The organism is Stenotrophomonas sp. 80084_Sma, from assembly GCF_056481995.1.
Genome location: NZ_CM151177.1, coordinates 2,291,070 through 2,314,716 on the forward strand (window position 1 = coordinate 2,291,070; position 23,647 = coordinate 2,314,716).

Genomic DNA, 23,647 nt, shown 5'->3' on the forward strand with positions numbered 1-23,647 from the left:
GGAAGGCGCGGGACGCGCCGTGCTGGAAGACGGATGGAACGGGGAAAGGGACTAGCGGATCTTGTTGAACAGGGACATCGCCTGCATCTGGCTGAAGATCGTCTGGGCGGCTTGAAGGGCGGCGGTCTCCAGCTTGTATTGGCCGATGGCATCGGCGTAATCGAGGTCGCGCATCGTCGAGAGCGTGCTCTTGACGGTGACGGCAGTGGCTTCGCGGGCGCTGGCCGCGGTATCGATGGCGGCCAGCTGGGCGCCGCCCTTGGCGCGGGCGTCGATCATCGTTTCCGAGGCCCTGTTGAGGTCGCGGATGCTGGACTGCAGCGTGTTCTGCAGCGCCGTGCGCTGGCTTTCGGTGGACGGGTCGGTTTCCAGTGCGGCGACCAGTTTGTCCAGGGTGGAGAAGATGTCGCGGCTACCCGCGTCGCTGACGTTGAACTGATCACCGGCGGCTGGCTTGCCCTCGATGCGCATGCGCACGCCGCCAACGACAATGTCCTCGCCGGGTTTGTGGGTTCCGCTGCCGACCACCGTGCCGGTGCCATCAACCACCTCATAGGCACCTTCGGCAGTGCCGGTGAAGCGGACATTGAGCGTGCCGCCGGCCCAGCTGCCGCTGCCGTCACGGCTGACCGAGGTCAACAGGCCACTGCCGGTGTTGCCAGCGGCCGCGCTGGCATCCACACGGCCATCGCCGGTGGGGATGCGCATGAAGATCTCGCTGCCGGGCAGGGCGTCGGAGACCAGTTGGCCCGGTGCCACCTCCACCTGCCGCTGGTTCTGGTCACCGCTGTAGGTCACGGTGCCGCCGCTCCGCTGGAACGGGGCGTCAGCATCGTTGCTGCCACCGAACAGGTAGCGTCCGCTGCCATCCCGGGAATTGGCCAGCGACAGCAGGCTTTCCTGGATGGTCTTCAGCTCGCTCACGATGGCCTTGAGGTCACTGGCCTTGGGCACCGGGCTGTTGGCCTGGATACTCAACTCCACGGCGCGCGACATGAGCTCATTGACCTGAGCCAAGGCGTTTTCCTGCAGGCCCAGGCGGTTCTGCACGCTGTTGGCGTTCTTGCCGAGCTGCTCGAGCCCGGCCACGACACGGTCCAGGCCAACGGCCGTACCTGCAGCGACGGGGTCGTCCTTGGCGGAGGTGATCTTGCTGCCAGTTGCGATCTGCTGCTCGAGGTGGCTGATTTTCGACTGCTTGGCGAGCATCAGCGACACCGACTGGTTGAACATCATCCCGGTGGAAATTCGGCTGCTCATCGACGGACGGCTCCCAGGATGGTCTGGAACATGTTGTCGGCGGTGGAGATCAGCTGCGAGGCGGCCTGATAGGCCTGCTGCAACCGCAGCATGTCGGCTGCTTCCTCATCCAGGTTGACGCCGGAGATCTCGTCGCGGGCTGCCTGCGCCTTGTCCGTGATGACCTGCTGCGCGTCCAGCGAGTACTCGGCCGAACGTGCCGCCGCGCCGACCTGCGTGGTCACCCCCCCAGCGCACCGTTGAGGGTGACGGTGCCGCCGTTGAACGCCTTGGCGTCCTCGACCTTGGCCAGCTTTGCCGCGTTGCTGTTGTCCGACGAGCCTGCCGGAGTAGGGCTGATATTGAAGGTGTCGCCGACCTTCGGTGTGCCGTCCAGCACGAAGCTCCAGCCATTGGCGCTGATGGTCTGGCCCGGCGTGTAGGTCTGCGGCGGCCCACCGTTGATGGTGTAGGTGGTCGCCGACGTGAACACGATTGCGGCAGGGTCGCGCAGGTTCGGATTGGATACGTCGTTGACGGTGACGCCGGTCAACTTCCCGGTGCCGGTGTTGGCCAGTGCAGCCGTACCCTTGACCGCTGCCGCTGCGGCGATGCGGGAGGGATCGGTGATGGCGGTTTCCAGGCTTCCGGCGACGCCCGCGGTCGGCTGCAGGAGGAAACGGTCGTTGGTGGCCGGGGTGCCGCCGACCACCAGCTTGACGCCATTGATCACCAGCGGATCGGCGGTCGTGCCGGTACCGGTCAACGCAACGGTGGCGCCGGTGTCGGCGCGGGTGGCCTGCCACTGGGTGCCGTCGAACTTGAGGACGATGTTCTGTGCCTCCAGCTTGGAGAGGTCACCGTAGGTCGCGGTGAGGCTGCCGGTACCGGTATTGCTCGCGTTGGGCGTGACGCGCGGGTTGCCGATGGTGAAGAAGTCGCCGCCCATCTTGCCGTACAGGTCCACGCCCTGGTGGTGCGCCTGGTTGAAGCTCTCGGCCAGGCCGACGGCGAGCTTGCCCAGTTCGGCCTGGGCCGGTGTCAGCACGGTATCGCGGAACTCGAGCATGCCGCCGATCTTTCCGCCCACTGCCTTGGGATCGAGCGTGATCGTGTTGCCCTGGGTTTCCAGCGCCAGTTGCAGGCGTTCGGGCTGGTATGGATCGGTCACCGTAGTGACCTTGGACGCAGTCGTGCCCACCACCAGCGCATTGCCGCCTGCGGTATAGACGTTCATCACGCCGCCATCCTGGACGACGGCAGTGCCACCGGTGTAACCGATCAGCTGCGAGATCAGCTGGTCGCGACGGTCGAGCAGGTCCGGCGCCGCGTTGGCCACGTTGCTGCCAATGGCGCCGTTGATCTGCGCAATCTCCTGCGCCAGGCGATTGACTTCCGTGGCGCCGGCAATGAGCCCGTTGTTGACCTCGCTGCTCAGGTTGTTCATCTGCGTGTTGAGCTGCACGAAGCGGCTCGCCAGGGCCTTGCCGCCATCGAGCAGGCTCTGCCGGTCGGCCGTGCCGGCCGCGTTGGACGAAAGGCCACTGACGGCGTCGAAGAAGTTGGACCAGGAGCCGGCGACATTCGTGGCCGGGTCCGAGAACAGGGCATTCACCCGGTCGGCCATGCCCGAAAGCTGCTTCAGGCGTGCCAGCTCGCCGCTGCTGTCGAGCAGGCGCGAGATGGCCAGCTGGTCGGCAGCACGGCGGATATCGGTGATGCGGGTGCCGCTGCCAACGTCCCCAAAGCCGTAGTTCTGCGGATCAGACGTGGCGAAGTCGACCTTCTGCCGGCTGTAGCCAGGGGTGTTGATGTTGGCGACGTTGTGGCTGGTGGTCGCCAACGCACGCTGGAAGGCGAGCAGGGCACCAGTACCGGTGGAAAGTACGCTGGACATGGGGTTCCTCAACGACGAGTGATACCCAGCGCCGCGGTTGCGGTGCTGGCGAAGGTCTGGCCAAGGCGCGAGCCGGCATCGGCGACGGCGCTGACGGCGCGCTCGATGGTCGGTCCGCCGGCGATCGCGGCGATCTTGGCCGCATAGCGAGGATCGGTGGCGTAGCCGGCGCGCTGCAGGCCGCGGGCGAAGCCCTGCACGTCGGTGCCGGCCTGCAGGGCCTGCTGGTAACGCGGGCTGGTCTTCAGCAGACGCACGTAGTCGGCGAAGCTTTCGGCCGGCGAACTGTAGGCACGGAAGCTGGCGGTCTCGTTGCGGCGCACGCCATCGACATATTCATGGGTGCCGGCTACGGCGCGCTGGCCGTTCCAGCCATTGGCCTTGATGCCGAACAGGTTGTGCGAAGTGCTACCGTCGGCATGCTTGATGTGGCGCTTGCCCCAGCCGGTTTCCAGCGCCGCCTGGGCGACCAGGGCGCGGGCATCCACGCCCAGTTCCTTGGCTGCACTCTGCGCGTGCTGCCAGATGCTGGCAACGAAGCCTTCCGGGGTGTGCTCGCCCAGCTGGGCGACGGCGGTGCGGGTAGCCATCGCATCGGCCGGACTGATCGCGGTGCCGCGGTTGCTGGCGGTGGCCGACCACTGGTCGCTGTTGGCGGCCCAGTCCTCGCCCTGCAGGCTGCCGATGTACGGATCCTCGGTGCCCAACGAGCGGTGCATGCTGCTGCTCTCGCGGCCGGCGATCAGGTCCAGGGCCTGTTCCATCGGTGCGACCGCCGCCTGCGCACCGTGCTGTGCACCGGCGGCCATCTGCTGCAGCAGGCGTACGGCCTGGCTGCCGTCTTCCAGCGGCAGCGACGGTGCCGGCTTGGCCGGTGCATTGAGCTGGTAGGCACGACTGGCCTGGGCCGGGTCCACGCGGGTATCCAGCGCCGGGCCGTCGGCGGCCTGGCCGGACAGCTGCCGGCTGATCATGCCCGACAGTCCCAGGCCCTTGCCGCGGGTCATGGCCTCGGCAATCTTCTGGTCGTACATCTCGCGGAACATCTTGTTTTCGCCGGGGAACAGCGAATCGCCGAAGCTGGCGTCACGCATGCTCTTGACCAGCATCTGCGCGAACTGGCCTTCCAGCTGGCGCGCGACCTTGTCGATCTTGGCCGGATCGTTCTGTTGCGCCGGGTGCAGATCGAATGCGGGAGTGATACGCATATCAGATCACCTCGAGCTCGGCACTCAGTGCGCCGGCCTGCTTCAGGGCTTCCAGGATCGCGATGAGATCGCCCGGTGCCGCGCCCACGGCGTTCACCGCGTGCACGATCTCGTCCAGGGTGGTGCCGCCGCTGAACTTGAACATGCGGCTGCCGTCGTTGGTGGCGGTGATGGTCGACTGCGGGCTGGCCACGGTGCGGCCGCCGGACAGCGCATTGGGCTGGCTGACGTTGGTGTTTTCCTGGATGGTCACGGTCAGCGAACCATGCGAGATCGCCGCCGGTCCCACGCGCACCTGCTGGCCGATGACCACGGTGCCGGTACGCGAATTGACCACCACCTTGGCCGGGGCGCTGCCGGGGGTCAGTTCCAGGTTCTCGATGCGTGCCAGCAGGCCGATGCGCGCGCCTGGGTCGGTCGGCGCGGTGACCGCCACGGTCACGCCATCGACCGCACGCGCCGCACCTTCGCCGAAGGCGTTGTTGAGCGCGGCAACCATGCGCGAGACCGTGGTGAAGTCGTTGTTGTGCAGGTTCAGGGTGATGTCGCCGCCGTTGGCCAGCGGGTCGGGCAGGGCGCGTTCAACGGTGGCACCGTTGGGAATGCGGCCGACGCTGGGCACGTTCACCGAGACACGGGAACCATCCTTGCCCTGCGCACCAAAGCCGCCGACGATCAGGTTGCCCTGTGCGATGGCATAGATCTGGCCGTCAGCACCGCGCAGCGGCGCCATCAGCAGCGAACCGCCCCGCAGCGAGACCGCGTTGCCGATCGAGGACACGGTGATGTCGATCGGCTGGCCCGGCTTGGCGAACGGCGGCAGTTCGGCGTGGATCGCCACGGCGGCCACGTTCTTCAGCTGCGGGTTGACGTTCGGCGGCACGTTGACGCCCAGTTCGCCGAGCAGGTTCTTCAGGCTCTGCACGGTGAAGGGTGCCTGGCTGGTGCGGTCGCCGCTGCCATCCAGGCCGACCACCAGGCCATAACCCACCAGCGCATTGCCGCGCACGCCGCCGACCTGGGCCAGGTCCTTGATGCGCTCGGCGCTGGCAGGGGCAGCCACGACCAGCAGCATCAGCGCGACGAACGACGCCATGCGTCGCTGCCAGGAAGAAGAGGAGAAGAGTTTCATGGCCATACTCAGAACGGCGTCAGGCCGGAGTTGAAGAAGCGGCTCAGCCAGCCCATCGCGTTGGACTGCGCGACGGGACCGCGGCCGCCGTAGACGATGCGGGCCTCGGCCACGCGGCTGGACGGAATGGTGTTGTCCTGGCTGATGTCGCCCGGGCGCACGATGCCCTGCACCTGCACCAGTTCATCGCCCTGGTTGAGCCGCAGGTTCTTCTGACCCTGCACCACCAGGTTGCCGTTGGGCAGGCGCTGCACCACGGTGACGGTGACGCTGCCCTGCAGGCGGTTGCTCTGCGCGCTGTTGCCCTTGCCGGTGAAGTCACGCGCGCCCTTGGCTGTGGCACTCAGGATGTCCTTGCCGCCGAGGGTGACCGGAGCGCCGAGAATGGACGGCGTTCCCAGGCTCAGGTTCGATTCCTTGTTGGTGGCCGTGTTGGCGCTGGTCTGCGCGGTGGTGTTTTCCAGCAGGGTGATGGTCAACAGGTCGCCAACATCGCGCGCGCGCCGGTCCGAATACAGCTGCAGGGTCGGGCCGGCAGCGTAGATCGCGCCGGCGGTCGGCTGTGCCTGCGGCGGCATGATCGGCTGGATCGGTGCCATCGTCGGGTAGGGGCGCACGTCGCCCGCGATCACGCAGCCACCGAGCAGGGTGGCCACGGCGCAGGCGAGAGCAGTGCGGGCGAAGTTGGAAATGGGCGACATGGCGGTTTCCCGATTTGGCCGGTCAGAGCTTGTTGTTGAGATAACCGAGCATCGAGTCGGTGGTGGAGATCGCCTTGGCGTTCATCTCGTAGGCGCGCTGGGTTTCGATCATCGACACCAGCTCCTCCACCACGTTGACGTTGCTGCCTTCCAGCGCGCCCTGCACCACAGTGCCGAGGCCGTTGAGGCCGGGGTTGCCGTTCTGTGCCGGGCCGGACGCAGTGGTCTCCAGGAACAGGTTCTCGCCACGTGCCTGCAGGCCAGCGGGATTGACGAAGTCGGTCAGGGTCAGTACGCCGACTTCCACCGAGGCGGCGCCGTCGGCCATCTTCACGCTGATGGTGCCATCGGTGCCGATGGTCACCGACTGCGCGCCTTCGGGAATCTGGATGCCCGGCTGCACCGGGTAGCCGCTGTTGGTGACCAGCTCGCTGTCCTGGTTGATCTTGAACGAGCCATCACGGGTGTAGGCCGAGCTGCCATCAGGCATCTGAACTTCGAAGAAGCCGCGGCCATTGACCATCACGTCCAGGGCGCGGCCGGTCTGCTGCTGGCCACCCTGTTCAAAGTTCTTGGCGGTGGCGACCACGCGCACGCCGGTACCCAGCTGCAGGCCGGTGGGCAGCTGCGTCTGCGCCGACGAGGAGCCGCCGGGCTGCCGTACCTGCTGGTACAGCAGGTCTTCAAAACTGGCACGGTCCTGCTTGAAGCCGGTGGTGTTGGTGTTGGCGAGGTTGTTGGAAACCACCGACATGCGCATCTGCTGCGCATCCAGTCCGGTTTTCGCGATCCACAATGCCTGGTTCATCTTCGATGTCCTGTCTGCTGAAGCCGGCCGCGTGGTGCGGCCCTTGTATGCGGGTGTGCAAGCGGTGTGCCAGCGCCGGCATCAACCGGCGCCGGAATTCCGTCAGCTGCCCAGGCGCAGCATGCTGTTGGCGCTGCGCGCGTTTTCGTCGCCGTGCTTGATCACCTGCACCTGCATTTCGTACTGGCGCTGCAGCTGGATCATCTGCACCAGCGCGCCAGCGGCATCCACGTTGCTGCCTTCCAGCTGGCCGCTGTGCACGGCCGTGCCCTGTGCCGGTGCGAACGGCTGCAGCGGGTCGGTGTTGCGGAACAGGCCATCCAGGCCGCGTTCGAGGCGCTCATCCGGTGCCTGCACGACCTTGATCCTGCCGATCTGCGCCATGGTCTGCGGGCCTTCGCCCTGCGGAATGATCGAGAGCGTGCCGTCGGCACCGATCTCCATCGCCTGGTAGGGCGGAATGGCGATCGGGTTGTTGTTGTCATCCAGTACCGGGCGGCCGCTGGAGGTCACCAGCTGGCCGTTCGGCGTCACCGACAACGCCGCGCCGCGCGTGTACGCCTCGCTGCCGTCACTGGACTGCACGGCCAGCCAGGTGCCGGTCTGCAGGGACAGGTCCAGCGGTTTGCCGGTGATGTGCTGCGAACCGGGCGTGCGGTTGAATCCGGCGTCGACATGCAGCGCATCCACCCGCGAGGCAAAGCCCGGGCCACGGATCGGGAAGGCTTCGGTGTTGGCCAGCGCTTCCTTGAAGCCGGGGGTGTCGGAGTTGGCGAGGTTGTGGCTGAGCGTACCCTGCGCCTGCAGGGAGGCGCGGGCACCGGTCATCGCGACGTAAAGGGCTTTATCCATGCGGGGAGTTCCGTGACGGGGTCAGCAGGTCATCAACGGATGTTGATGACGGTCTGGGTGATCTGGTCCTGCGTGGTGATCATCTGCGCGTTGGCCTGGAAGTTGCGCTGCGCGGTGATCATGTTGACCAGCTGCTCGGTGAGGTCGACGGTGGATGCTTCCAGCGAGCCGGCCTGGATCTTGCCGAGGTTGGAGGTGTCTGGCATGCCGGTGCGCGGCGTGCCCGACTCGAACGTCTCCACCCACAGGTTGTTGCCCTTCTGCTCCAGACCCTGCGTGTTGTTGAACGTGGTCAGTGCGACCTGGCCGAGGGGCTTGTCGTCGCCGTTGGAGTAGCGGGCATAGACCACGCCGGTTTCCGATACGGTGATCTCGTTGAGCTTGCCGGCGGCATAGCCATCCTGCTGGGTGTTGCGCAGCGCGAACTTCTCGCCGTACTGGGTCGAGCCGCTGATATCCAGCGTCATGTTCAGCTGGCCCGCGCCGGTGGTCGGGGTGAAAGTACCGAGGCTGACCTTGCCGTTGGCAGGATTGGTCAGCTTGCCGCTGTTGTCGAACGTCACCGGGGTCGGTGCGCCGGCCGGCTGGCCATCCACGTAGTTGCGCACGGTCCACTCGTTTGGGTTGGCGCCCTTCACGAAGTACGAAACCTGGATGTGGCTCACGCCCAGCGAGTCGTACACGGTGATGCCGCCGCTGGAGTGGTTGTAGCTGTTCGAGTCGGTCGGGTCGAAGGTATTGACCGTCGGTTGCTTGGCGTTGGCGGGCAGGGTGAAACCGACCTTCACTTCGCTGGTCTGCTTCGGCGCGCTGTCGGTAGTCAGCAGCTGCAGGTCCACCAGGCGGCCGGCATCGAAGTTGGTGCCATCGGCGTTCGGCGCGAACACCTGCAGGCGCGCGCCCTGCGGGTTGATCACATAGCCGGCGGAATCGGTCTGGAAGTTGCCGGCACGCGAGTACACGCGCGAGCCGTTCATGTTCATGGTGAAGAAGCCCTCACCGGAGATCGCCATGTCCAGGCTGCGGCCGGTCTGCTCGTTGTGGCCCTGGATGAACTGTTGGGCCACGTTGGAAACACGCACGCCCGAGCCGGTCTGGTTCTTCGACAGGCCGTAGCTGGTGGAGGCGAACAGGTCAGCGAACTCGGCGCGTGATTGCTTGAAGCCGGCGGTATTGACGTTCGCGACGTTGTTGGCGGTGACGCTCAGGTCGGTATTGGCGGCATTGATGCCGGACAGGGAGACGTTGAAGCCCATGGGATGCTCCTGGTAGATGCGGAATGTGCGGCTCAGCTGACGCGGAGCACGTAGTCGATCGGGGCCGTGCCCAGGCCCTTGAGATTCAGGTACAGGCCGTCGGAGCCGACGGTCACGCTCTCCACCGGGGCCTGCACGAAGGTGGACAGCTTGGTGCTCTTGCCGGCGGTGTCGACGTGGTTGGCGACGATGGAGTACTTGCCCGGTTCCATGCGCTTGCCGTTGGCGTCCTTGCCGTCCCACTGAAACGCGGTTTCGCCAGCGGCCTTGGCTTCTACGCTCAGCGAGGTGACCTTGGTGCCGTTGGCATCGGTGATGTCGACGGTCACGATGCCGGCCGAGGGCGCAGCCACCGTGCCTTCGACGCTGCCTTCCTTTTCCAGTACCAGCTTTTCCGACGGCACCAGTACCTGGTGGCCAACCAGAGCGGCACCGCGCAGCACCTGGTCGCTGGCCATCGATTCCTGGAAACCCTTCACCGTCTTGTTCAGATCGGTGATGCCCTGCACGGTGGACATCTGCGCCATCTGCGCAACCATCTGCGTGTTGTCCATCGGCTTCAGCGGATCCTGGTGCTGCAGCTGCTCGGTCATCAGGCGCAGGAAATCGGCCTGGTCCAGCGTGTTCTTCTTCTTGGTGGCGTTGCTGTTCGGGGCGTTCAGGCCGAGCGCGGCGTAGACGTCCTGGTTGGTCTGGTTGTTGACGGCGGTGGTCATGGTGGTATCCGGTGCTACGGGCCTCAGCGGCCCATGGTCAAGGTCGCCAGGGCCAGTTCCTTGGCGGTGGTCAGCATCTCCACGCCAGCCTGGTAATTGCGCGAAGTCGAGATCAGGTTGACCATCTGCGCCACCGGATCGACATCCGGCTGGTAGATGTAGCCATCGCCGTCGGCCAGCGGGTGGCCCGGTTCATAGCGCTTGATCGGCGCGGCTTCGCTCTGGGTGATCTCCTTGACCTTCACCGACGTGATGTTCGGATCGTTCTTGCTGGTCACTGCCTGGAAGATCGGTTCCAGCGGCTTGTACACGGCATCGGCGGAACCGGCGACGGTGTCGGCGTTGGAGAGGTTGGAGGCGATGGTGCTCATGCGCACCGACTGCGCCTGCAGCGCGGAGCCGGCGATATCGAATATCGGCAGGTTGCTCATGGCTTATTGCCCCGTGATCGCGGTCAGCATGGAACGCACCTTGCTCTCGACGAAGCTGAGCGAGGCGCGGTATTCGAGTGCGGCGCGGCCATAGGCGGCACGCTCGGCATCTGGATCGACGGTGTTGCCGTCCAGGCTGGGCTGCACGCCTTCGCGCGAGATCTGGAACGGGTTCAGGCCACTACTGATCTCGTAGTGCTGCTCGTGGGTGGTGGCCATCAGGCCATTGGCATCCTGCCCCTGGGCGTGGCGCAGGGCGGCATCGAAGTCCAGATCCTGGGCCTTGTAGCCGGGAGTGTCGGCATTGCCGAGGTTGCTGGCGATCAGCTTCATCCGCTGTTCGCGCAACGGCATGGCCTGGGCGTGGACGCCCAGGTAGTCGGTAATCAGGTTGCGCACGGTGCACTCCCACAGGAACGTTGCCCGGGAAGCTGCAAGGGGTGTGCCAAATTCGAGAGGGTAGTGCCGGTCGCTGGCCGGCTTCCCGGATTGTCCGCGGTTGCCGGCCAGCGGCCGGCACTACCGGATCAGAGGCCTCAGGCCGCCATCGCGACCTTGCGCAAGCGGTCCAGCACGAAGTCGGCCAGTTCGTGCGGCGAATACTTGGCGACGAAGGCGTTGGCACCGACGCGCTCGACCATCGCATTGTTGAATACGCCCGACAGCGAGGTATGCAGCAGGACATACAGGCCGGCAAGGCCCGGGTGGCGCCGGATTTCCGTCGTCAGCGTATAGCCGTCCATGGCCGGCATTTCGATGTCCGAGATGACCATGGCGTAGCGCTCGGCGGGGTTCTCGCCCGAGGCCTGGATCTGCAGCAGGTGGTCCAGCGCCTGCTTGCCGTCGGAAAGCAGGGTGGCACCCACCCCAAGCTGGTCCAACACGCTGCGGATCTGTTGGCGGGCTACACGAGAGTCGTCCACCACGAGCACCTGCAGTTGCGGGCCGTCGGCGGGCATTGCCATCGCCGGGTCGAGTACTGCTTCACCGCGTACCTGGGCGATATCGGCCAGCACGCTTTCAACGTCGATCACCTGGATCAACTCGCCCTGGAAGCGGGTCACCGCCGTCAGATAGCTCGATTCGGCGCCCAGTTCCGGTGGCGGATGGATGTCTTCCACCGCGATGTTGACGATGCGCTCCACGCCGCTGACCAGGAAGCCCTGGATCGAGCGGTTGAACTCGGTGACGACCAGGTAGCCGGGCGAGGTGTCCGCATCGGGCTCACGCTCGGGGTGGCCGATGGCCAGGCCCAGGTCCAGCACCGGCACCGAGCGGCCACGGACGTCGGCCACGCCGGCGAACTGGCTGGGCAGTCCGGGTACCTGGAACAGCTCCGGGCGGCGCAGGACTTCCTGCACCTTGAAGACATTGACGCCAAAAAGCTGACGTCCGCCGAGGCGGAACAGCAGCAGCGCCAGGCGATTGTGGCCGGCCAGTCGGGTCCGCTGGTCGATCCGGTTGAGCAGGTCATGGGACATGGCTGCTGTATCGGCGGGGTGGGCCCCGAACTTGAGCGCTTTTGTAGAGTCGAGCCATGCTCGACTGCTCTGCTCCGGACGGCCAGTCGAGCATGGCTCGACTCTACAGAAGCCGCTCCGTCGATCTGGCACACCCCTTGCACGCACCTGGGCCAGATCCCTTCGACAGGAGGCGCCATGCGCCGGGTCACATCTCTGTTCGCCATCGCGCTGGCGCTGGCCCCGCCGTGGGCGGTTGCCGCCGACTGGCAGCCGGTGGCCAGTATCCGCACCGCCGCGTTGTCGACGCTGCCGGCCGGCAGCGAGGGCGAGGCCCAGGTGGCCGATGCGCTGCGCTTGCCCAGGTGTGCTGGCGCGCTGCAGGTGCAGCCCACCGCCAACACCACGGTTGAAGTCAGCTGCCCCGATGCCGGCGGCTGGCGCCTGTTCGTGCCAGTAAAGGTGCGGCGCAACCAGACCGTGCTGGTGCTCAACCGCGGAATCGGTACTGGAGAAACCCTCACCGCCGCCGATATCACCACTGCCCAGCGTGACGCCGCCCGGATTGCCGGTGCGGTGCTGGCCGATCCGAATGCAGCGATCGGCCGCATCGCCCGCCGTCCGTTGCAGGCCGGAGCCCTGCTGTCGAACAACGATCTGGTGGTGCAGCGTCTCATCAAGCGAGGAGACAATGTGGCCCTGGTTTCGCGTCGCGGCTCGGTCGAGGTCCGTATTGCAGGCCGTGCGATGGGCGATGCCGGTGAAAACGAACGGGTCTCGGTGGAGAACCTGTCCTCGCGGCGCATCGTGCAGGGCACGGTCGATGCCGCCGGTGACGTAATCGTGGCGCGTTGATTTACCGCAAAATATCCCTAAAGATCACGGCCCTGCGGCCGTTATCCCTTGTGAACGGCAACTCCAGGACACCCCATGAGCCAGAAAATCGACGGCAACCTGCAGGTCCCCCAGGCACTGCGCAGCGTGACGACCCCGGCCAACAAGCCCGGCGTCAGCACCGATGCGGCGACGCGCCCGGTCGAAGCGGCCGACAGCCTGCGCCTGACCGGCGAGGCCACCAATCTGCAGGCCATCGAGCGTGAGCTGACCACCGCCCCGGCAATCGACGCCCAGCGCGTGGCTGCGGTGCGCGAGTCGCTGCAGAACGGCACCTACAAGATCAATCCGGACGCGATCGCATCGCGCATGCTCGAGCTGGACCAGCAGCTGCACGGATGACTGCGGCGATGAGCGAGCCGCTGCAGCGTCTTGCCCAGGCCCTGGACGTTGAACGCCAGGCCCTGGTCGAGCACGACGTGCACGCCCTGATCCGGGCCACCGGTGCCAAGCTGGAGGCGCTGCGTGCGCTGGAAGGCGCGCCGCCGGTGGGCGAGGGTGAACAGCTGCAGGAACTGGCCGAGCGCAACCGTGCCAACGGCGTACTGCTGTCGCGCCGCCGCCGCGAGGTCAACTGGGCACTGCGCCAGCTGGGCCGCACCGAAGATGCCTCGGCCTACGATGCCAAGGGTCAGGCGCACACGGTCACTGCGCGCCGCCCACTCGCCGTCGCCTGACGCGACGGCGGTCGCACAACCCCATCAAGCGGGCTGAAGCCCACCGCACGACCGCGTATATTGGGCGCCTGTTCGAATGCCCCGAGTCGCCGTGTCCGCTGCCAACGCCCTGGTTACCGCCCCCCTTCCGCCGCAGCCGGTGCTGCAGGCGCTGCTTGAGCGCCTGCGCGAAGGGCTGCTGCTGTTCACCGAAGACGGGCAGGTGGCCCTGGCCAACCCGGCCGCGCAGAACCTGCTGGCCAGCGGTGAGGGCGGCGGCCTGCCGCCGCCGCAGCGCCTGCGTGAACTGCTGCCGCCTGATGCATTGGAGCAGGCGCGCCAGCATGGTCACTGGAACGGCAGCCTGCCGCTGGGCGAGGGCGTGGTCATCGCCCATCTGTATCACCACGGCCCGGTCGGCCAGGGGCACTTCCTGGCGTTGTTCCGCCATATCGAAGGCCAGGAAGACTACGAACGCGAATTGCAGCAGCGTCATGCAGAGCTGCGGCAGGCCTACCTGCGCCTCAACGGTACCCAGGAAAAACTGCTGCAGTCGGAGAAAATGGCCTCGATCGGCCAGCTCGCCGCAGGCGTCGCGCACGAGATCAACAACCCGATCGGCTACGTGCACTCCAACCTGGGCAGCCTGCAGGAGTACCTGCGCAGCCTGTTCACCGTGATCGAAGCCTACGAGCGCGCATTGCGGGCGCCGGACCCGAAGGCGCTGATCCCGGAGATTGACGATATCCGTGACCGCCTGGACATCGATTTCATCAGCCGCGACCTGCCGCAGCTGATGGCCGAGTCGCGCGAAGGCATCGAGCGGGTGACGCGCATCGTGCGTGATCTGAAGGACTTCTCGTATTCCGGCCGCGACGAGTCGTGGAAGCTGGTCGACCTGCACGCGGGCCTGGAATCGACCATCAACATCATCTGGAACGAGCTGAAGTACAAGGTCACCCTGGTGCGGGAGTTCGGCCAGTTGCCGTTGGTGGAGTGCCTGCCGTCGGAATTGAACCAGGTCTACATGAACCTGCTGCTCAACGCCGGCCACGCCATCGCCGAGCGCGGCACGATCACGGTGCGTACCGGCGTTGATGGCGATCATGTATGGGTCGAGTTTGAAGACACCGGCGGCGGCATCTCGCCGGAACTGCGCCAGCGCATCTTCGATCCGTTCTTCACCACCAAGCCGGTCGGCAGCGGCACCGGCCTGGGCCTGTCGATCTCCTACAGCATCATCAACAAGCACCACGGCCGTATCGACCTGGACAGTACCCCGGGCGTGGGTTCGCGTTTCCGCGTGGTGCTGCCGGTGAAGCAGCCGCGCTGACCGCTTCAGGTAGTGCCGGCCGCTGGCCGGCGATCCCATTGGACCGGGCATCGAGAGCAGCCGGCCAGCGGCCGGCTCTACCAGGGCTTGTCCCAGACCTGGATTCGCGCTTCGGGTAGTGCCGGCCGCTGGCCGGCAACCTCATTGAACCCGACATCCAGAGCAGCCGGCCAGCGGCCGGCGCTACCAGAGGGGATCGTTACCGCAATGGGCGATCCTCGCCGCCATCTCCGCTTTCCACCGGCGCCGGACCGGCGTTGCTGCGGCGCTGTTCCTCATAGGTGCGGAACGCCTGGTGGATGTGCTTGCGCAGCTCGTCGTCGTTCCACGGCTTGGTCAGGAAGCGATAGATCGCACCGCGGTTGATCGCGTCGGTCACGGTGTTCAGATCGGTGTAACCGGACAGCACCAGGCGGATCGTGTCCGGGTACAGCATCTTCACCCGGCCCAAGAACTCGGTGCCGCTCATGTCGCTCATGCGCTGGTCGGACAGGATCACCTGCACGTCATTGATTGCCAGCAGGTCGAATGCATCGCGCACGTTGCCGGCGGCCAGGATGCGGTAGCCGTCGCGACGGAACAGGCGCACCAGCGAGCGCAGTACGTTTTCTTCGTCGTCCAGCAGCAGCAGCGTGCGGTCGGGACGGGTCTCGGCAAAGGCTTCCGGACGCAGGTAGCGGCGGCGCAGGGTCATGCCGGCGGCATCGGCCGACATCGGTTCGCCGAACAGGTAGCCCTGGAACACATCGCAGTCATTGCGGCGCAGGAAGCCCAGCTGGGCCTGTGATTCCACGCCGTTGGCGATCACGGTCATGCCCAGCTGATGGCCCATGGCGACGATCGCGCGGGCGATGGCCGCCTCACGGTTGCCGGCCGGCGCGCTCTTGATGAAGCTGCGGTCGATCTTGAGCTTGTCCACCGGGTAGCGGACCAGTGCACTCAGGCTGGAATCGCCGGTGCCGAAATTGTCCAGGCTCAGGCTGATACCTTCGTTGCGCAGATTGGCCAGCGTCTCGTGCACGAAGTTGACGTTGTTGGTCAGCGCGCTTTCGTTGATCTCCAGCGTCAGCATCTGTGCCGGCACGCCCGCGGCCTGGATCAGGCCCATGACTTCAGCGAAGAAGTTGGGCCGCAGCAGCTGCAGGGTGGAGACATTTACCGCGATGGTGAAGTCGTCGAAGCCCTGGTCGCGCCACAGGCGTGCCTGCTTCAGTGCGCCTTCCAGCACCCAGGTGCCGATCTGCACGATGATGCCCAGCCGCTCGGCGGTGCGCATGAAGCGCTCCGGCACCAGCATGCCCAGCGTCGGCGACTGCCAGCGCAGCAGCGCTTCCATGCCGACCACGTGGCCATCGCGGGCGCTGACCAGCGGCTGGTAACGCAGTTTCAGCTCACCATTGGGAATGGCGTCCACGATCTGGCGGGCGATGATGCTTTCGCTGTGCGCGCTCGGTGGCGTATCCACGGCGTGGATGCGCACCGCGTTGCCGCCTTCGCGGGCCGCTTGGTACAGCGCATCTTCGGCGTGATCGAGCAGGCGCGAGGTGCTGCTGGCATGGTCCGGGCACAGGCTGACGCCCAGCTTGCCGGTCATGAACAAGGTGTACGGCAGCACCGACAGCGGCAGCTCCATCTGCTGCCGGATCTCCTCTGCGAAGTCCTCCGGCAATGGCACGTCGGCGGTGCGTGGCACTGCGATCAGGAACTCATCGCTGCCGTGGCGCCACAGCTTGCCGCGACCACGCAGGTAGGACTGCAACCGCTGCGCCACCAGCACCAGGGCCTGGTCACCCACCTCGGCGCTCATGTTTTCGTTGACCGAGGCGAAGTGGTCGATGTCCACGTGCATCAACATCAGTGCGGTGCCGCCCGAGGCCGCCTCGGCGACCATCGCCTGCAGCTCGGGGTTGCCGGCGCCAAGGCGATCAGGCGCATCATCGATGCTGACCGGGGGCTGGTTGGGATTCCACATAGGCTCAGTAGTCCGGTGACTCAACGGCGGCCATGCTGGCCGCCTGGTAGGGGAGGTGTACGTCGATCAGGGTGCCTTCGCCGTGTGCGGATTCGATCCGCACATGGCCACCGACGCTCTGCGCACGCTCACGCATCACGATCAGGCCCAGCCCGCGCGGACCGTCCGGGTCGAAGCCCTCGCCATCATCACGGATCTGCAGGTGCAGGCCGCGCTGGCCGACATCGCGCAGCTGCAGCAGGACCTGGCTGGCGCGGGCATGGCGCAGGGCATTGGTCAGGCTCTCCTGCGCGATGCGGAAGCAGGCCTGCTCGATGCTGTTGTCAGGACGTTGTGGCAGCGGTTCGATCTCGGCCAGCAGTTCCACTGGCGACGAACGGAACAGCACCCGTGCCTGCCAGCTCAGTGCGGCCTCCAGGCCCAGGGCATCCAGCTGCGGCGGGCGCAGCAGCGTGGAGATGTCGCGCAGCTTGGCCACGGTGGTGTCGGCCAGGCTGACGATCTGCGCCAGATCCTCGGCGCGGCGCTGTGGATCATGCTCGTCCTGCGCAGCATGGGCGGACAGCTTGATTGCGGTGATCGCCTGGCCGATGTCGTCGTGCAGGTCGCGCGAGATCGCGCGGCGCTCATCCTCCTGCAGCGAGAACAGTCGGCCGGCCATCGCCTGCAGCTCACGGTTGCTGGTTTCCAGTGCAATGCGGGTGCGTTCGGAATCGCTCAGGTCGCGCACGATCAGCAGCTTGCAGTCGCGTCCGCCATAACGCACTTCGCCCACCGCCAGGCCGGCATGGAAGCTGCGGCCATCCGCGCGCTGCATCGCCACCACGCTGCTGTGACCGGGCCCCAGGTGTGGTTGGCCTGCACGCAATTGGCTGCGCACGCGGGCCAGATCGGCGCTGTCCACCAGTGCTGACAGGGGTTCGCCCAGCAGGGTGTGGCTGCCATAGCCGAACAGGCTGGCGGCCCAGGCGTTGGCGTACAGCACGTGTTCGTCGGAGAGGATGACCACGCCGTCGGGCAGTACTCGTACCAGCTCGCGGAACTGTTCCTCGCGCTCGCGCAGCAGGCGTCGCGACTGCTCGCGCTCCGTCACGTCCTGCAGGGTGCCCAGCACGCGGTTGCGGCCGGCCTCGTCGATGCCGCTGGCCGCACGCAGATGCACCATCAAGGCGCGCCCATCCATCGACAGCAACGGCAACAGCACGTCCACCTGGACCGGCTCGCCGGAGCAGAGCTCGGCCAGCAGCTGTTCGGTCTGGGTGGCGGTGGCCGGGTCTGCCGGCACCAGCAGTTCGTCGAAGCGATGCCAGCGCCGCGCCTCGGGCGGGCGGCGACCGAGCAAGCGATAGACCTGGTTCGAATAGCGGCCAAGTCCCGTGGAGGGGTCCAGTTCCCAGGCGCCGATGCGCGCCAGCTCGTGGGCTTCTTCGACCCGCGCCAGCGCCTGGTCACGGCGCAGCTGGGCCAGGTCTTCAGCGGTGCGGTCGATGGCAATCAGCAGGCGGGCGTTGTGGCCGTCATAGCTGATGGCATTGGAGCGAAGTTCCATCTGCCGCAGCGAGCCGTCCCGCAGCTGCAGTTGGGTACGCAGGATGCACAGTTCCTCCGGTGCCTCGCGGATCGCCTCCAGCTTGGTCTGCAGTGCCTGGTCCTGGCCTGGCGGCCACAGCGAATCGATGGTCTGCTCCAGCAGTTCGCCACGGTCCCAGCCGAAGGCCGTACAGGCCGCCGGATTGGCATCGAGGATCGCCAGCGTATCGAGGTCGTAGACCAGGATAGGGCCGGGGTTGCCTTCGAACATCTGCCGCAGGCGCAGCTCCGAGGCTTGCTGGCGTGCATGGGTGTGCAGCACATGCTCGGCCAGCGGGCGCAGCAGCAGATACAGCAGGCCGGCACTGGCGAGGGCAAAGAACGAGCCCTTCAGGCCCTGCCACAAGGCCGCCTGCTGCGGGTCGGGCACCAGTGCCTGCACCGCACTGTCGGTGGAGATCATCCAGGCCAGCGCCATCGCCAGGTAGCTCAGCACCACCCGGCGCCGGTCGCGGCTCAGCGCCTGCGCCATCCGCGGGTCGGGAACTGGGGCGTTGCCGGTCGGTTCTGCGGGCATGGACAGGGCGGAAGAAAGGGGCGCCGGCCATCTTACCGCGCAGGTGCGCCCAGACCACTCAATTATCCGCCGCAGGCGCCGTTAACCACTGCGTGCCCCGCTGACGGGCGTGTCATCCGGAGCAAGATCGCGTGGACCAAGGGATCATCGCCAGCCTGCTGCAGCACCCGCTTGCGTCGGCGCTGGTCATCGTCGACCGCACGGGCCGCCCGCTGGCGGCCAATCCGGCTGCGCGCGAGCACGGCCTGCCGGCGACCGTGGCTGCGTATGCGCCGATGCTGGAAGATCTGCGCCTGATGGCCGCCGATGGCGGCATCGTGGCCTGTACGCTGCCGGGTGGCCCGCACGGCCACTACGACGGCCACCTGCGCGCGGTGCATGATGGCGCCGGCAACCTGCTGGCCTTCACGCTGAGCATTCCCGAGCCGGTGCCGCTCGGCGGCGGTGGGCGCTGGGAGCTGGCGCTGGACAGTGCTGGCCACAGCCTCTGGGACTGGGACATTCCCAGCGACCGTGTGGTGCGCACCCCGGCACTGGGCGATGAAACCGCTACCGAGATTCTGGCCCGCGTGCACAGCGAGGACATCGCACAGGTGCGGGCTGCACTGGATGAGCATCTGCGTGGCTTGAGCGAGCAGTACAGCGTACAGTTCCGTTTCCGCCAGGCCGATGGCCAGTGGCGTTGGGTACTGGACCGCGGCCGCGTGGTCGCGCGCACCGCCGATGGCCAGCCGCTGCGCATGGTCGGCACGCATACCGATATCGAACAGCAGAAGCAGCTGGAAGGGCTGCTTCAGGAACAGCAGCTGCACCTGAGCGAGGCCCAGCGCATCGCCAGCATGGGCAGCTGGTCGTTCGACCCCAACAGCGGTCATTTCTGGTGGTCGCCGGAGCTGCGTTCGCTGCTGGCGTTGGAGCAGGGGGCCGTACCCGGCCAGCGGCGCTGGCTGAAGCAGCTGCATCCGCGCTCGCGTGGTGCGCTACGCGCAGCATGGCGACGCTTGTGGCGCGACGGCCGGGCCGCCAACATCGAACTGGAACTGACCCGCGGCAATGAGCCGTCGCAGCATCTGCGGCTATGGATGCAGCCGCTGCTGGACATGGATGGCCAGCCCAAGCGCCTGCTCGGCCAAGTGCAGAACATCACCGAGCAGCACCAGACCGATGCACTGATCCGCTGGCGTACCGAACTGCTCAACCGTGTTTCCGCGCTGGGCCGCATCGGCGGCTGCGAGATCGAAGTGCAGACCCGGCACATGCAGTGGACCGAGGAGTGCTACCGCATCCACGGCCTGCGCAAGGAGCCGATCACCCTCGATCAGGCGCTGGCGCTGTACACCGAGGATTCGCGCAATGCCTTCGAGGCGGCGCTGGGCCGGATCGCTGCGGGTGGACTGCCGGAACAGCTGGACCTGTGCTTCTATCGCCAGTCAGGCCTGCGCGTGTGGGTGCAGGTGCTGATCGAGCTGGATCGCCGTGACGGCCTGCCGCCTCGGTTCGTGGTGCTGTTCCGTGACATCACCCGCGAGCGCGAGGCCAACGAGCGCATCGAGCTGCTGGCGCACTACGATCTGCTCACCGGTCTGCCCAATCGTGTGCTGCTCGGCGAGCAGACGGCAGAAGCCATCGAGGAAGCGCGCGACCGCGGCACCTCGCTGGCGATGTTGTTCATCGACCTGGACGGCTTCAAGACCATCAATGACAGCTTCGGTCATGCCACCGGTGATGCGCTGCTGAAGGCCGCCGCCACCCGCCTGCACCAGAACCTGCGCAACAACGACCTGTTTGGCCGCTTCAGTGGCGATGAGTTCATCGTTGTGCTGCGCGACCTGGCCGAGCCGGAAGATGCGGGTCATGTCGCCCGCAAGCTGATTGCCTCGCTGGCCGAGCCACTGCGGCGTGGTGAGACCACGTTGAAGGTCGGTGCCAGCGTCGGCATCGCGATGCTGGGCGATGCCCAGACCGATTTCGATTCACTGCTGCGTGCCGCCGACGCCGCGATGTACGCGGCCAAGGAAGCGGGGCGCAACACCTACCAGTACTACAGCCAGGACGCATTGGCCCGCATCCAGCGCAAGCTCGAGTTGGAGCATGCCCTGCACGGGGCGATCGAACGCGAAGAGTTCAGCCTGGCCTACCAGCCGCTGCTGCATGCGCACCAGGGCGAGCCACCAGCGGTCGAGGCACTGCTGCGCTGGCATCGTCCCGGCATCGGCTACTGCAGCCCGGCCGAGTTCATTCCGATTGCAGAGAAGTGCGGCGAAATCGTGCGCATCGGCGACTGGGTACTGAATGAAGCCTGCCGCCAGGCGATCGCCTGGGACCGGGCCGGCCTGTGTTTCGACCGCATCGCGGTCAATGTATCGGCGGTGCAGTTGCGTGACCGTGGCTTTGCCGAGCGGGTGATCGAGATCTGCCATGCCCATGGCTGGCCGCCGCAGCGGCTGGAACTGGAGCTGACCGAGTCGGCGCTGATCCGTGACACCGACATCCTGCGCCACTGCTTCGACGTGCTGGAACGGCATGGTGTGCCACTGGCGGTGGATGACTTTGGTACCGGCTTCTCCAATCTGAACTACCTCAACCGTTTCCCGGTGGGGCGCCTGAAGATCGACCGCAGTTTCGTGCAGGGCATGCTGCATGACTCGGGCACGGCCGAAGTGACCCAGGCCATCGTGCACCTGGGCCACGCGCTGGGCATGAAAGTGGTGGCCGAGGGCGTGGAAACGCACCAGGAAGAAGATATGCTGCGTCGCCAGGGCTGCGACGAGATCCAGGGCTACCTGTACTCGCGCCCGCTCAGCCCGCGCGACCTGGCGCAGTGGCTGCGCCAGCAGCACGCCGCGCCCGGGCGCACCGACGCTGCCAGCGAGGTCGTGCTGGCACGCTGAGGTTGGCGCCGGGCCATGCCCGTCGGGATCGCCGCACGCCGACGCACCGCTCTGGTAGGTGTCGACCTTGGTCGACACGGATGCCGGTGCTCGCGATCATCCACGCATGGCGTGGATCTACTGCGATGCGGCAACCATTCGCTGCGGAAATTCGGAGCGAAGCCGTGCGCGCACTGCTTCCACCACATGTGCATAGCGTCGGCGCTGGATGAAATAGCCCATGTAGAACAGCAGCAGGGCCACCAGCATCGGCGACGCAGCCGGGCGGACCAGGATGATGGGCACCAGCATCAGTGTCAGGCCCAGCGCGAACCAGCTGCACCGCCCGACCACCCGCACCTCCCTGCGTTGCGCGTCGATCATCACCCGCCCGCGCATCAGCGGAAAGTAGCGACCGCCAAAGCTCGGCGTGAAGCTCTCGCGAAAGGCGACACTGCCGTCCGGCAGCGCGCGGAATACCAGGCGCAGCCAGGTATCGGCCGGCAGATCATGCTCCAACCCGGCCAGCGAAAGCTGCGCCAGCTCTGCCGGCGTAGCGGCAATGCGTTGATTGAACAGGACGATGCCGGTGCGGAAGAAGAACGGCGCCCACAGCACTAGCAGCAGGACTTCGATCAGCAGCAATGCGATCAGGGCGATGGCCATCGGTCTTCCATGAACGGGACCGGGGCATCATGCCATAGCGAATACGCCACGCCAGTAGATCCACGCCGTGCGTGGATGTTGCCCGGAACCAGCTACCGTCCTCGCGGGGGCGGTCCAGTGAATCGAGCAGTCTCCTGGGTTCAATCGTCTTCCACCAGATCGCTGAGATCCAGAATCTGTGGATCAACACTGTGCGCGACGATGCTTCGGAGCATTCCAGCCTTTGGGCGTAGGGCATAGCAATGCATCGTATGGATGGGATTGAATTCCAGCCACGGGCAGGATGAGTGCCCCACGATAACCGGCATGTTGAAATTGATGTCTTTTGGATCATCCAGTGGAAGGGTCCATTTGCCGCCGTGATGCTCCCACACTACATCGCCCAGATATCGTGCAAACACAATCCTCAGGCCATCCTGTTCGTCCTCCGACAACGTTGCAGCCATCGTCGTGTACAGCGTCTCCAGGCGATCAAGGCTCTCCAAGCTGCCGTCAAGGTCGACGCCGCGGAGCTGTGCTTGTTCGATCAGCCATTCAATCTGATCGTCCATGATGATCAGAAACTGTTCGAAGGTTTCTCGCGCTTCTTCGAAATTGAATGCCATGCGGCCACCAGGGTGGGAGAGCGACGAGTGTGCCCCGGGCCTGTGATCCACACCATGCAACAAGTCCGAAAGGGTGGAGGGGCGATCGCATGCACCCACGCATGGCGTGGATCTACCGTTTCATCAATGCGATGCCTGCAATGGAATAGCTGGCGATCAACAGCCCGAACACTTACTCCGCGACGATGATCAGCCAGAAGGTTATCGGCTCGATGTCCCGCCATGCATCAATGGTGCCGGAGCGGTGATGGCTCAGATGAACATGCCCGGTGTTGATGGCAGTTGCCGGCGCCCAGGCAAATAGAAAGGCCATCAGCATGAAGAGCAGGCTGCCGAACAGGAATGCGACAGGTCTATGCCGGGGTGGCCGCAAAGTGGCGTAGGCGGGGCGCCAGGTGAAGGTGACCGCGATGAGCACCATCACAGAAAATCCCAGCCAGGTCATGAACGTGGTGCTCATGCGACGACACTCCGTGTCCAGCCGTAGGTGGCATGGGCGGATCATGCCATGGGTTTGGAGCGGGTGGTGGTGAAGACCATCCACGCATGGCGTGGATCTACCTCAAGCCTTCCCCATCCAACCCCAGGTCCCACGCCAGACCCAGCAGCGCGTCGTCCGTGCGGGACAGGGCAGGGCGCGCATCGGCCAGCTGCTGCAGTTCGCGGATCTCCTCGCGGGCCACCTCTTCCAGCTGCTGCAGCTGCTCACGCACGCTCGCGTTGCGCGGGCGCTCGGTGTCGGCGAGGGAGGGCAGGGCGCGGATCAGGGTCATGGTGCGGGTACAGGATGCATCCAACGGCGGGTTACAGGCAAAGGCCCCGGACGAACCGGGGCCTTGCGGGC

General features: G+C 66.1%; 22 protein-coding genes and 1 pseudogene. 5 read left to right on the plus strand and 18 right to left on the minus strand.

The genetic code is table 11. From position 1 onward, the window contains the following. Positions 1-51 precede the first annotated feature (51 nt). The 12 genes and pseudogenes from flgL to ACZK3W_RS10745 form a co-directional block, all read right to left on the minus strand. Positions 52-1,260 (minus strand): flagellar hook-associated protein FlgL, encoded by a 1,209-nt coding sequence (gene flgL, locus ACZK3W_RS10690; protein WP_049398114.1) that lies wholly within the window; start codon positions 1,258-1,260, stop codon positions 52-54. Next, positions 1,257-3,136: pseudogene (gene flgK / locus ACZK3W_RS10695) on the minus strand (flagellar hook-associated protein FlgK). The gene flgL and the pseudogene flgK overlap by 4 nt, the downstream one beginning before the upstream one ends. 8 nt (positions 3,137-3,144) lie before the next feature. Further along, positions 3,145-4,344: a flagellar assembly peptidoglycan hydrolase FlgJ gene (gene flgJ, locus ACZK3W_RS10700; protein ID WP_478450795.1), complete on the minus strand. Its 1,200-nt coding sequence runs from the start codon at positions 4,342-4,344 to the stop codon at positions 3,145-3,147. A 1-nt stretch (position 4,345) separates the two neighbouring features. Beyond that, the gene (locus ACZK3W_RS10705; protein WP_049421917.1) at positions 4,346-5,482 is read right to left on the minus strand and encodes a flagellar basal body P-ring protein FlgI; all 1,137 of its coding nucleotides are present in this window, start codon (positions 5,480-5,482) and stop codon (positions 4,346-4,348) included. A 2-nt stretch (positions 5,483-5,484) separates the two neighbouring features. Beyond that, positions 5,485-6,177 carry a flagellar basal body L-ring protein FlgH gene (flgH, locus tag ACZK3W_RS10710; RefSeq protein WP_478416039.1) on the minus strand — a complete coding sequence of 231 codons (693 nt, stop codon included), beginning with the start codon at positions 6,175-6,177 and terminating at the stop codon, positions 5,485-5,487. A gap of 22 nt (positions 6,178-6,199) precedes the next feature. Further along, positions 6,200-6,985, minus strand: a complete 786-nt coding sequence (gene flgG / locus ACZK3W_RS10715) for a flagellar basal-body rod protein FlgG (RefSeq protein WP_478450796.1) — start codon at positions 6,983-6,985, stop codon at positions 6,200-6,202. 102 nt (positions 6,986-7,087) lie between these two features. After that, entirely contained in the window at positions 7,088-7,837 is a 750-nt protein-coding gene (locus tag ACZK3W_RS10720; protein WP_032127377.1) for a flagellar basal body rod protein FlgF, read from the minus strand. 32 nt (positions 7,838-7,869) lie between these two features. Next, a complete protein-coding gene (gene flgE, locus ACZK3W_RS10725; RefSeq protein ID WP_049398109.1) occupies positions 7,870-9,093 on the minus strand; it encodes a flagellar hook protein FlgE in 1,224 nt (407 codons plus the stop codon). Between the two features lie 32 nt (positions 9,094-9,125). Next, entirely contained in the window at positions 9,126-9,809 is a 684-nt protein-coding gene (locus ACZK3W_RS10730) for a flagellar hook assembly protein FlgD (RefSeq protein WP_049421924.1), read from the minus strand. Positions 9,810-9,832: 23 nt separating this feature from the next. Next, complete coding sequence (flgC, locus tag ACZK3W_RS10735; protein WP_010485892.1) at positions 9,833-10,240, minus strand: flagellar basal body rod protein FlgC; 408 nt, start codon at positions 10,238-10,240, stop codon at positions 9,833-9,835. 3 nt (positions 10,241-10,243) lie between these two features. Next, complete coding sequence (gene flgB / locus ACZK3W_RS10740) at positions 10,244-10,639, minus strand: flagellar basal body rod protein FlgB (RefSeq protein WP_478450797.1); 396 nt, start codon at positions 10,637-10,639, stop codon at positions 10,244-10,246. Positions 10,640-10,776: 137 nt separating this feature from the next. Further along, entirely contained in the window at positions 10,777-11,721 is a 945-nt protein-coding gene (locus ACZK3W_RS10745; RefSeq protein ID WP_032127374.1) for a chemotaxis protein, read from the minus strand. Positions 11,722-11,898: 177 nt separating this feature from the next. Here ACZK3W_RS10745 and flgA point away from each other — a divergent pair, with 177 nt between their 5' ends. From flgA to ACZK3W_RS10765, 4 genes are all read left to right on the plus strand, one after another. Continuing rightward, positions 11,899-12,555 (plus strand): flagellar basal body P-ring formation chaperone FlgA, encoded by a 657-nt coding sequence (gene flgA, locus ACZK3W_RS10750; protein ID WP_478445788.1) that lies wholly within the window; start codon positions 11,899-11,901, stop codon positions 12,553-12,555. A 75-nt stretch (positions 12,556-12,630) separates the two neighbouring features. Next, positions 12,631-12,936, plus strand: a complete 306-nt coding sequence (gene flgM / locus ACZK3W_RS10755) for a flagellar biosynthesis anti-sigma factor FlgM (protein WP_049421929.1) — start codon at positions 12,631-12,633, stop codon at positions 12,934-12,936. Continuing rightward, positions 12,933-13,271, plus strand: coding sequence for a flagella protein (locus ACZK3W_RS10760; RefSeq protein WP_010485882.1), 339 nt, complete (start codon positions 12,933-12,935; stop codon positions 13,269-13,271). The genes flgM and ACZK3W_RS10760 overlap by 4 nt, the downstream gene beginning before the upstream one ends. A 91-nt stretch (positions 13,272-13,362) precedes the next feature. Beyond that, on the plus strand, positions 13,363-14,583 hold the full coding sequence (locus ACZK3W_RS10765) for an ATP-binding protein (RefSeq protein ID WP_019337422.1): 1,221 nt from the start codon (positions 13,363-13,365) through the stop codon (positions 14,581-14,583). Between the two features lie 199 nt (positions 14,584-14,782). On the opposite strand, the gene ACZK3W_RS10770 is transcribed toward ACZK3W_RS10765, so the two are convergent. Further along, a complete protein-coding gene (locus ACZK3W_RS10770) occupies positions 14,783-16,555 on the minus strand; it encodes an EAL domain-containing protein (RefSeq protein WP_317216541.1) in 1,773 nt (590 codons plus the stop codon). Positions 16,556-16,559: 4 nt separating this feature from the next. Continuing rightward, positions 16,560-18,662 (minus strand): PAS domain-containing sensor histidine kinase, encoded by a 2,103-nt coding sequence (locus tag ACZK3W_RS10775; protein WP_478450798.1) that lies wholly within the window; start codon positions 18,660-18,662, stop codon positions 16,560-16,562. A gap of 131 nt (positions 18,663-18,793) precedes the next feature. Here ACZK3W_RS10775 and ACZK3W_RS10780 point away from each other — a divergent pair, with 131 nt between their 5' ends. Next, positions 18,794-21,553 carry a bifunctional diguanylate cyclase/phosphodiesterase gene (locus ACZK3W_RS10780; RefSeq protein ID WP_478450799.1) on the plus strand — a complete coding sequence of 920 codons (2,760 nt, stop codon included), beginning with the start codon at positions 18,794-18,796 and terminating at the stop codon, positions 21,551-21,553. 117 nt (positions 21,554-21,670) lie between these two features. Here the strand turns inward: ACZK3W_RS10780 and ACZK3W_RS10785 are convergent, their stop codons facing one another. From ACZK3W_RS10785 to ACZK3W_RS10800, 4 genes are all read right to left on the minus strand, one after another. Next, a complete protein-coding gene (locus ACZK3W_RS10785; RefSeq protein ID WP_478450800.1) occupies positions 21,671-22,198 on the minus strand; it encodes a hypothetical protein in 528 nt (175 codons plus the stop codon). A 140-nt stretch (positions 22,199-22,338) separates the two neighbouring features. Further along, positions 22,339-22,803 carry a hypothetical protein gene (locus ACZK3W_RS10790; protein WP_478450802.1) on the minus strand — a complete coding sequence of 155 codons (465 nt, stop codon included), beginning with the start codon at positions 22,801-22,803 and terminating at the stop codon, positions 22,339-22,341. 172 nt (positions 22,804-22,975) lie between these two features. Further along, positions 22,976-23,263: a hypothetical protein gene (locus ACZK3W_RS10795; protein WP_478450804.1), complete on the minus strand. Its 288-nt coding sequence runs from the start codon at positions 23,261-23,263 to the stop codon at positions 22,976-22,978. Between the two features lie 97 nt (positions 23,264-23,360). Beyond that, on the minus strand, positions 23,361-23,576 hold the full coding sequence (locus ACZK3W_RS10800) for a hypothetical protein (protein ID WP_478450805.1): 216 nt from the start codon (positions 23,574-23,576) through the stop codon (positions 23,361-23,363). Between the last annotated feature and the right edge of the window lie 71 nt (positions 23,577-23,647).

Bases quoted from the DNA above. Each gene is read 5' to 3' on its own strand.
- flgL (WP_049398114.1), bottom strand. From the start codon at position 1,260: ATGAGCAGCCGAATTTCCACCGGGATGATGTTCAACCAGTCGGTGTCG.
- flgJ (WP_478450795.1), bottom strand. From the start codon at position 4,344: ATGCGTATCACTCCCGCATTCGATCTGCACCCGGCGCAACAGAACGAT.
- ACZK3W_RS10770 (WP_317216541.1), bottom strand. From the start codon at position 16,555: ATGTGGAATCCCAACCAGCCCCCGGTCAGCATCGATGATGCGCCTGAT.
- flgC (WP_010485892.1), bottom strand. From the start codon at position 10,240: ATGAGCAACCTGCCGATATTCGATATCGCCGGCTCCGCGCTGCAGGCG.
- ACZK3W_RS10745 (WP_032127374.1), bottom strand. From the start codon at position 11,721: ATGTCCCATGACCTGCTCAACCGGATCGACCAGCGGACCCGACTGGCC.
- ACZK3W_RS10785 (WP_478450800.1), bottom strand. From the start codon at position 22,198: ATGGCCATCGCCCTGATCGCATTGCTGCTGATCGAAGTCCTGCTGCTA.
- ACZK3W_RS10795 (WP_478450804.1), bottom strand. From the start codon at position 23,263: ATGAGCACCACGTTCATGACCTGGCTGGGATTTTCTGTGATGGTGCTC.
- ACZK3W_RS10705 (WP_049421917.1), bottom strand. From the start codon at position 5,482: ATGGCCATGAAACTCTTCTCCTCTTCTTCCTGGCAGCGACGCATGGCG.
- flgA (WP_478445788.1), top strand. From the start codon at position 11,899: ATGCGCCGGGTCACATCTCTGTTCGCCATCGCGCTGGCGCTGGCCCCG.
- flgM (WP_049421929.1), top strand. From the start codon at position 12,631: ATGAGCCAGAAAATCGACGGCAACCTGCAGGTCCCCCAGGCACTGCGC.
- ACZK3W_RS10800 (WP_478450805.1), bottom strand. From the start codon at position 23,576: ATGACCCTGATCCGCGCCCTGCCCTCCCTCGCCGACACCGAGCGCCCG.
- flgG (WP_478450796.1), bottom strand. From the start codon at position 6,985: ATGAACCAGGCATTGTGGATCGCGAAAACCGGACTGGATGCGCAGCAG.
- ACZK3W_RS10775 (WP_478450798.1), bottom strand. From the start codon at position 18,662: ATGCCCGCAGAACCGACCGGCAACGCCCCAGTTCCCGACCCGCGGATG.
- flgE (WP_049398109.1), bottom strand. From the start codon at position 9,093: ATGGGCTTCAACGTCTCCCTGTCCGGCATCAATGCCGCCAATACCGAC.
- ACZK3W_RS10730 (WP_049421924.1), bottom strand. From the start codon at position 9,809: ATGACCACCGCCGTCAACAACCAGACCAACCAGGACGTCTACGCCGCG.
- ACZK3W_RS10720 (WP_032127377.1), bottom strand. From the start codon at position 7,837: ATGGATAAAGCCCTTTACGTCGCGATGACCGGTGCCCGCGCCTCCCTG.
- flgH (WP_478416039.1), bottom strand. From the start codon at position 6,177: ATGTCGCCCATTTCCAACTTCGCCCGCACTGCTCTCGCCTGCGCCGTG.
- ACZK3W_RS10760 (WP_010485882.1), top strand. From the start codon at position 12,933: ATGACTGCGGCGATGAGCGAGCCGCTGCAGCGTCTTGCCCAGGCCCTG.
- ACZK3W_RS10790 (WP_478450802.1), bottom strand. From the start codon at position 22,803: ATGGCATTCAATTTCGAAGAAGCGCGAGAAACCTTCGAACAGTTTCTG.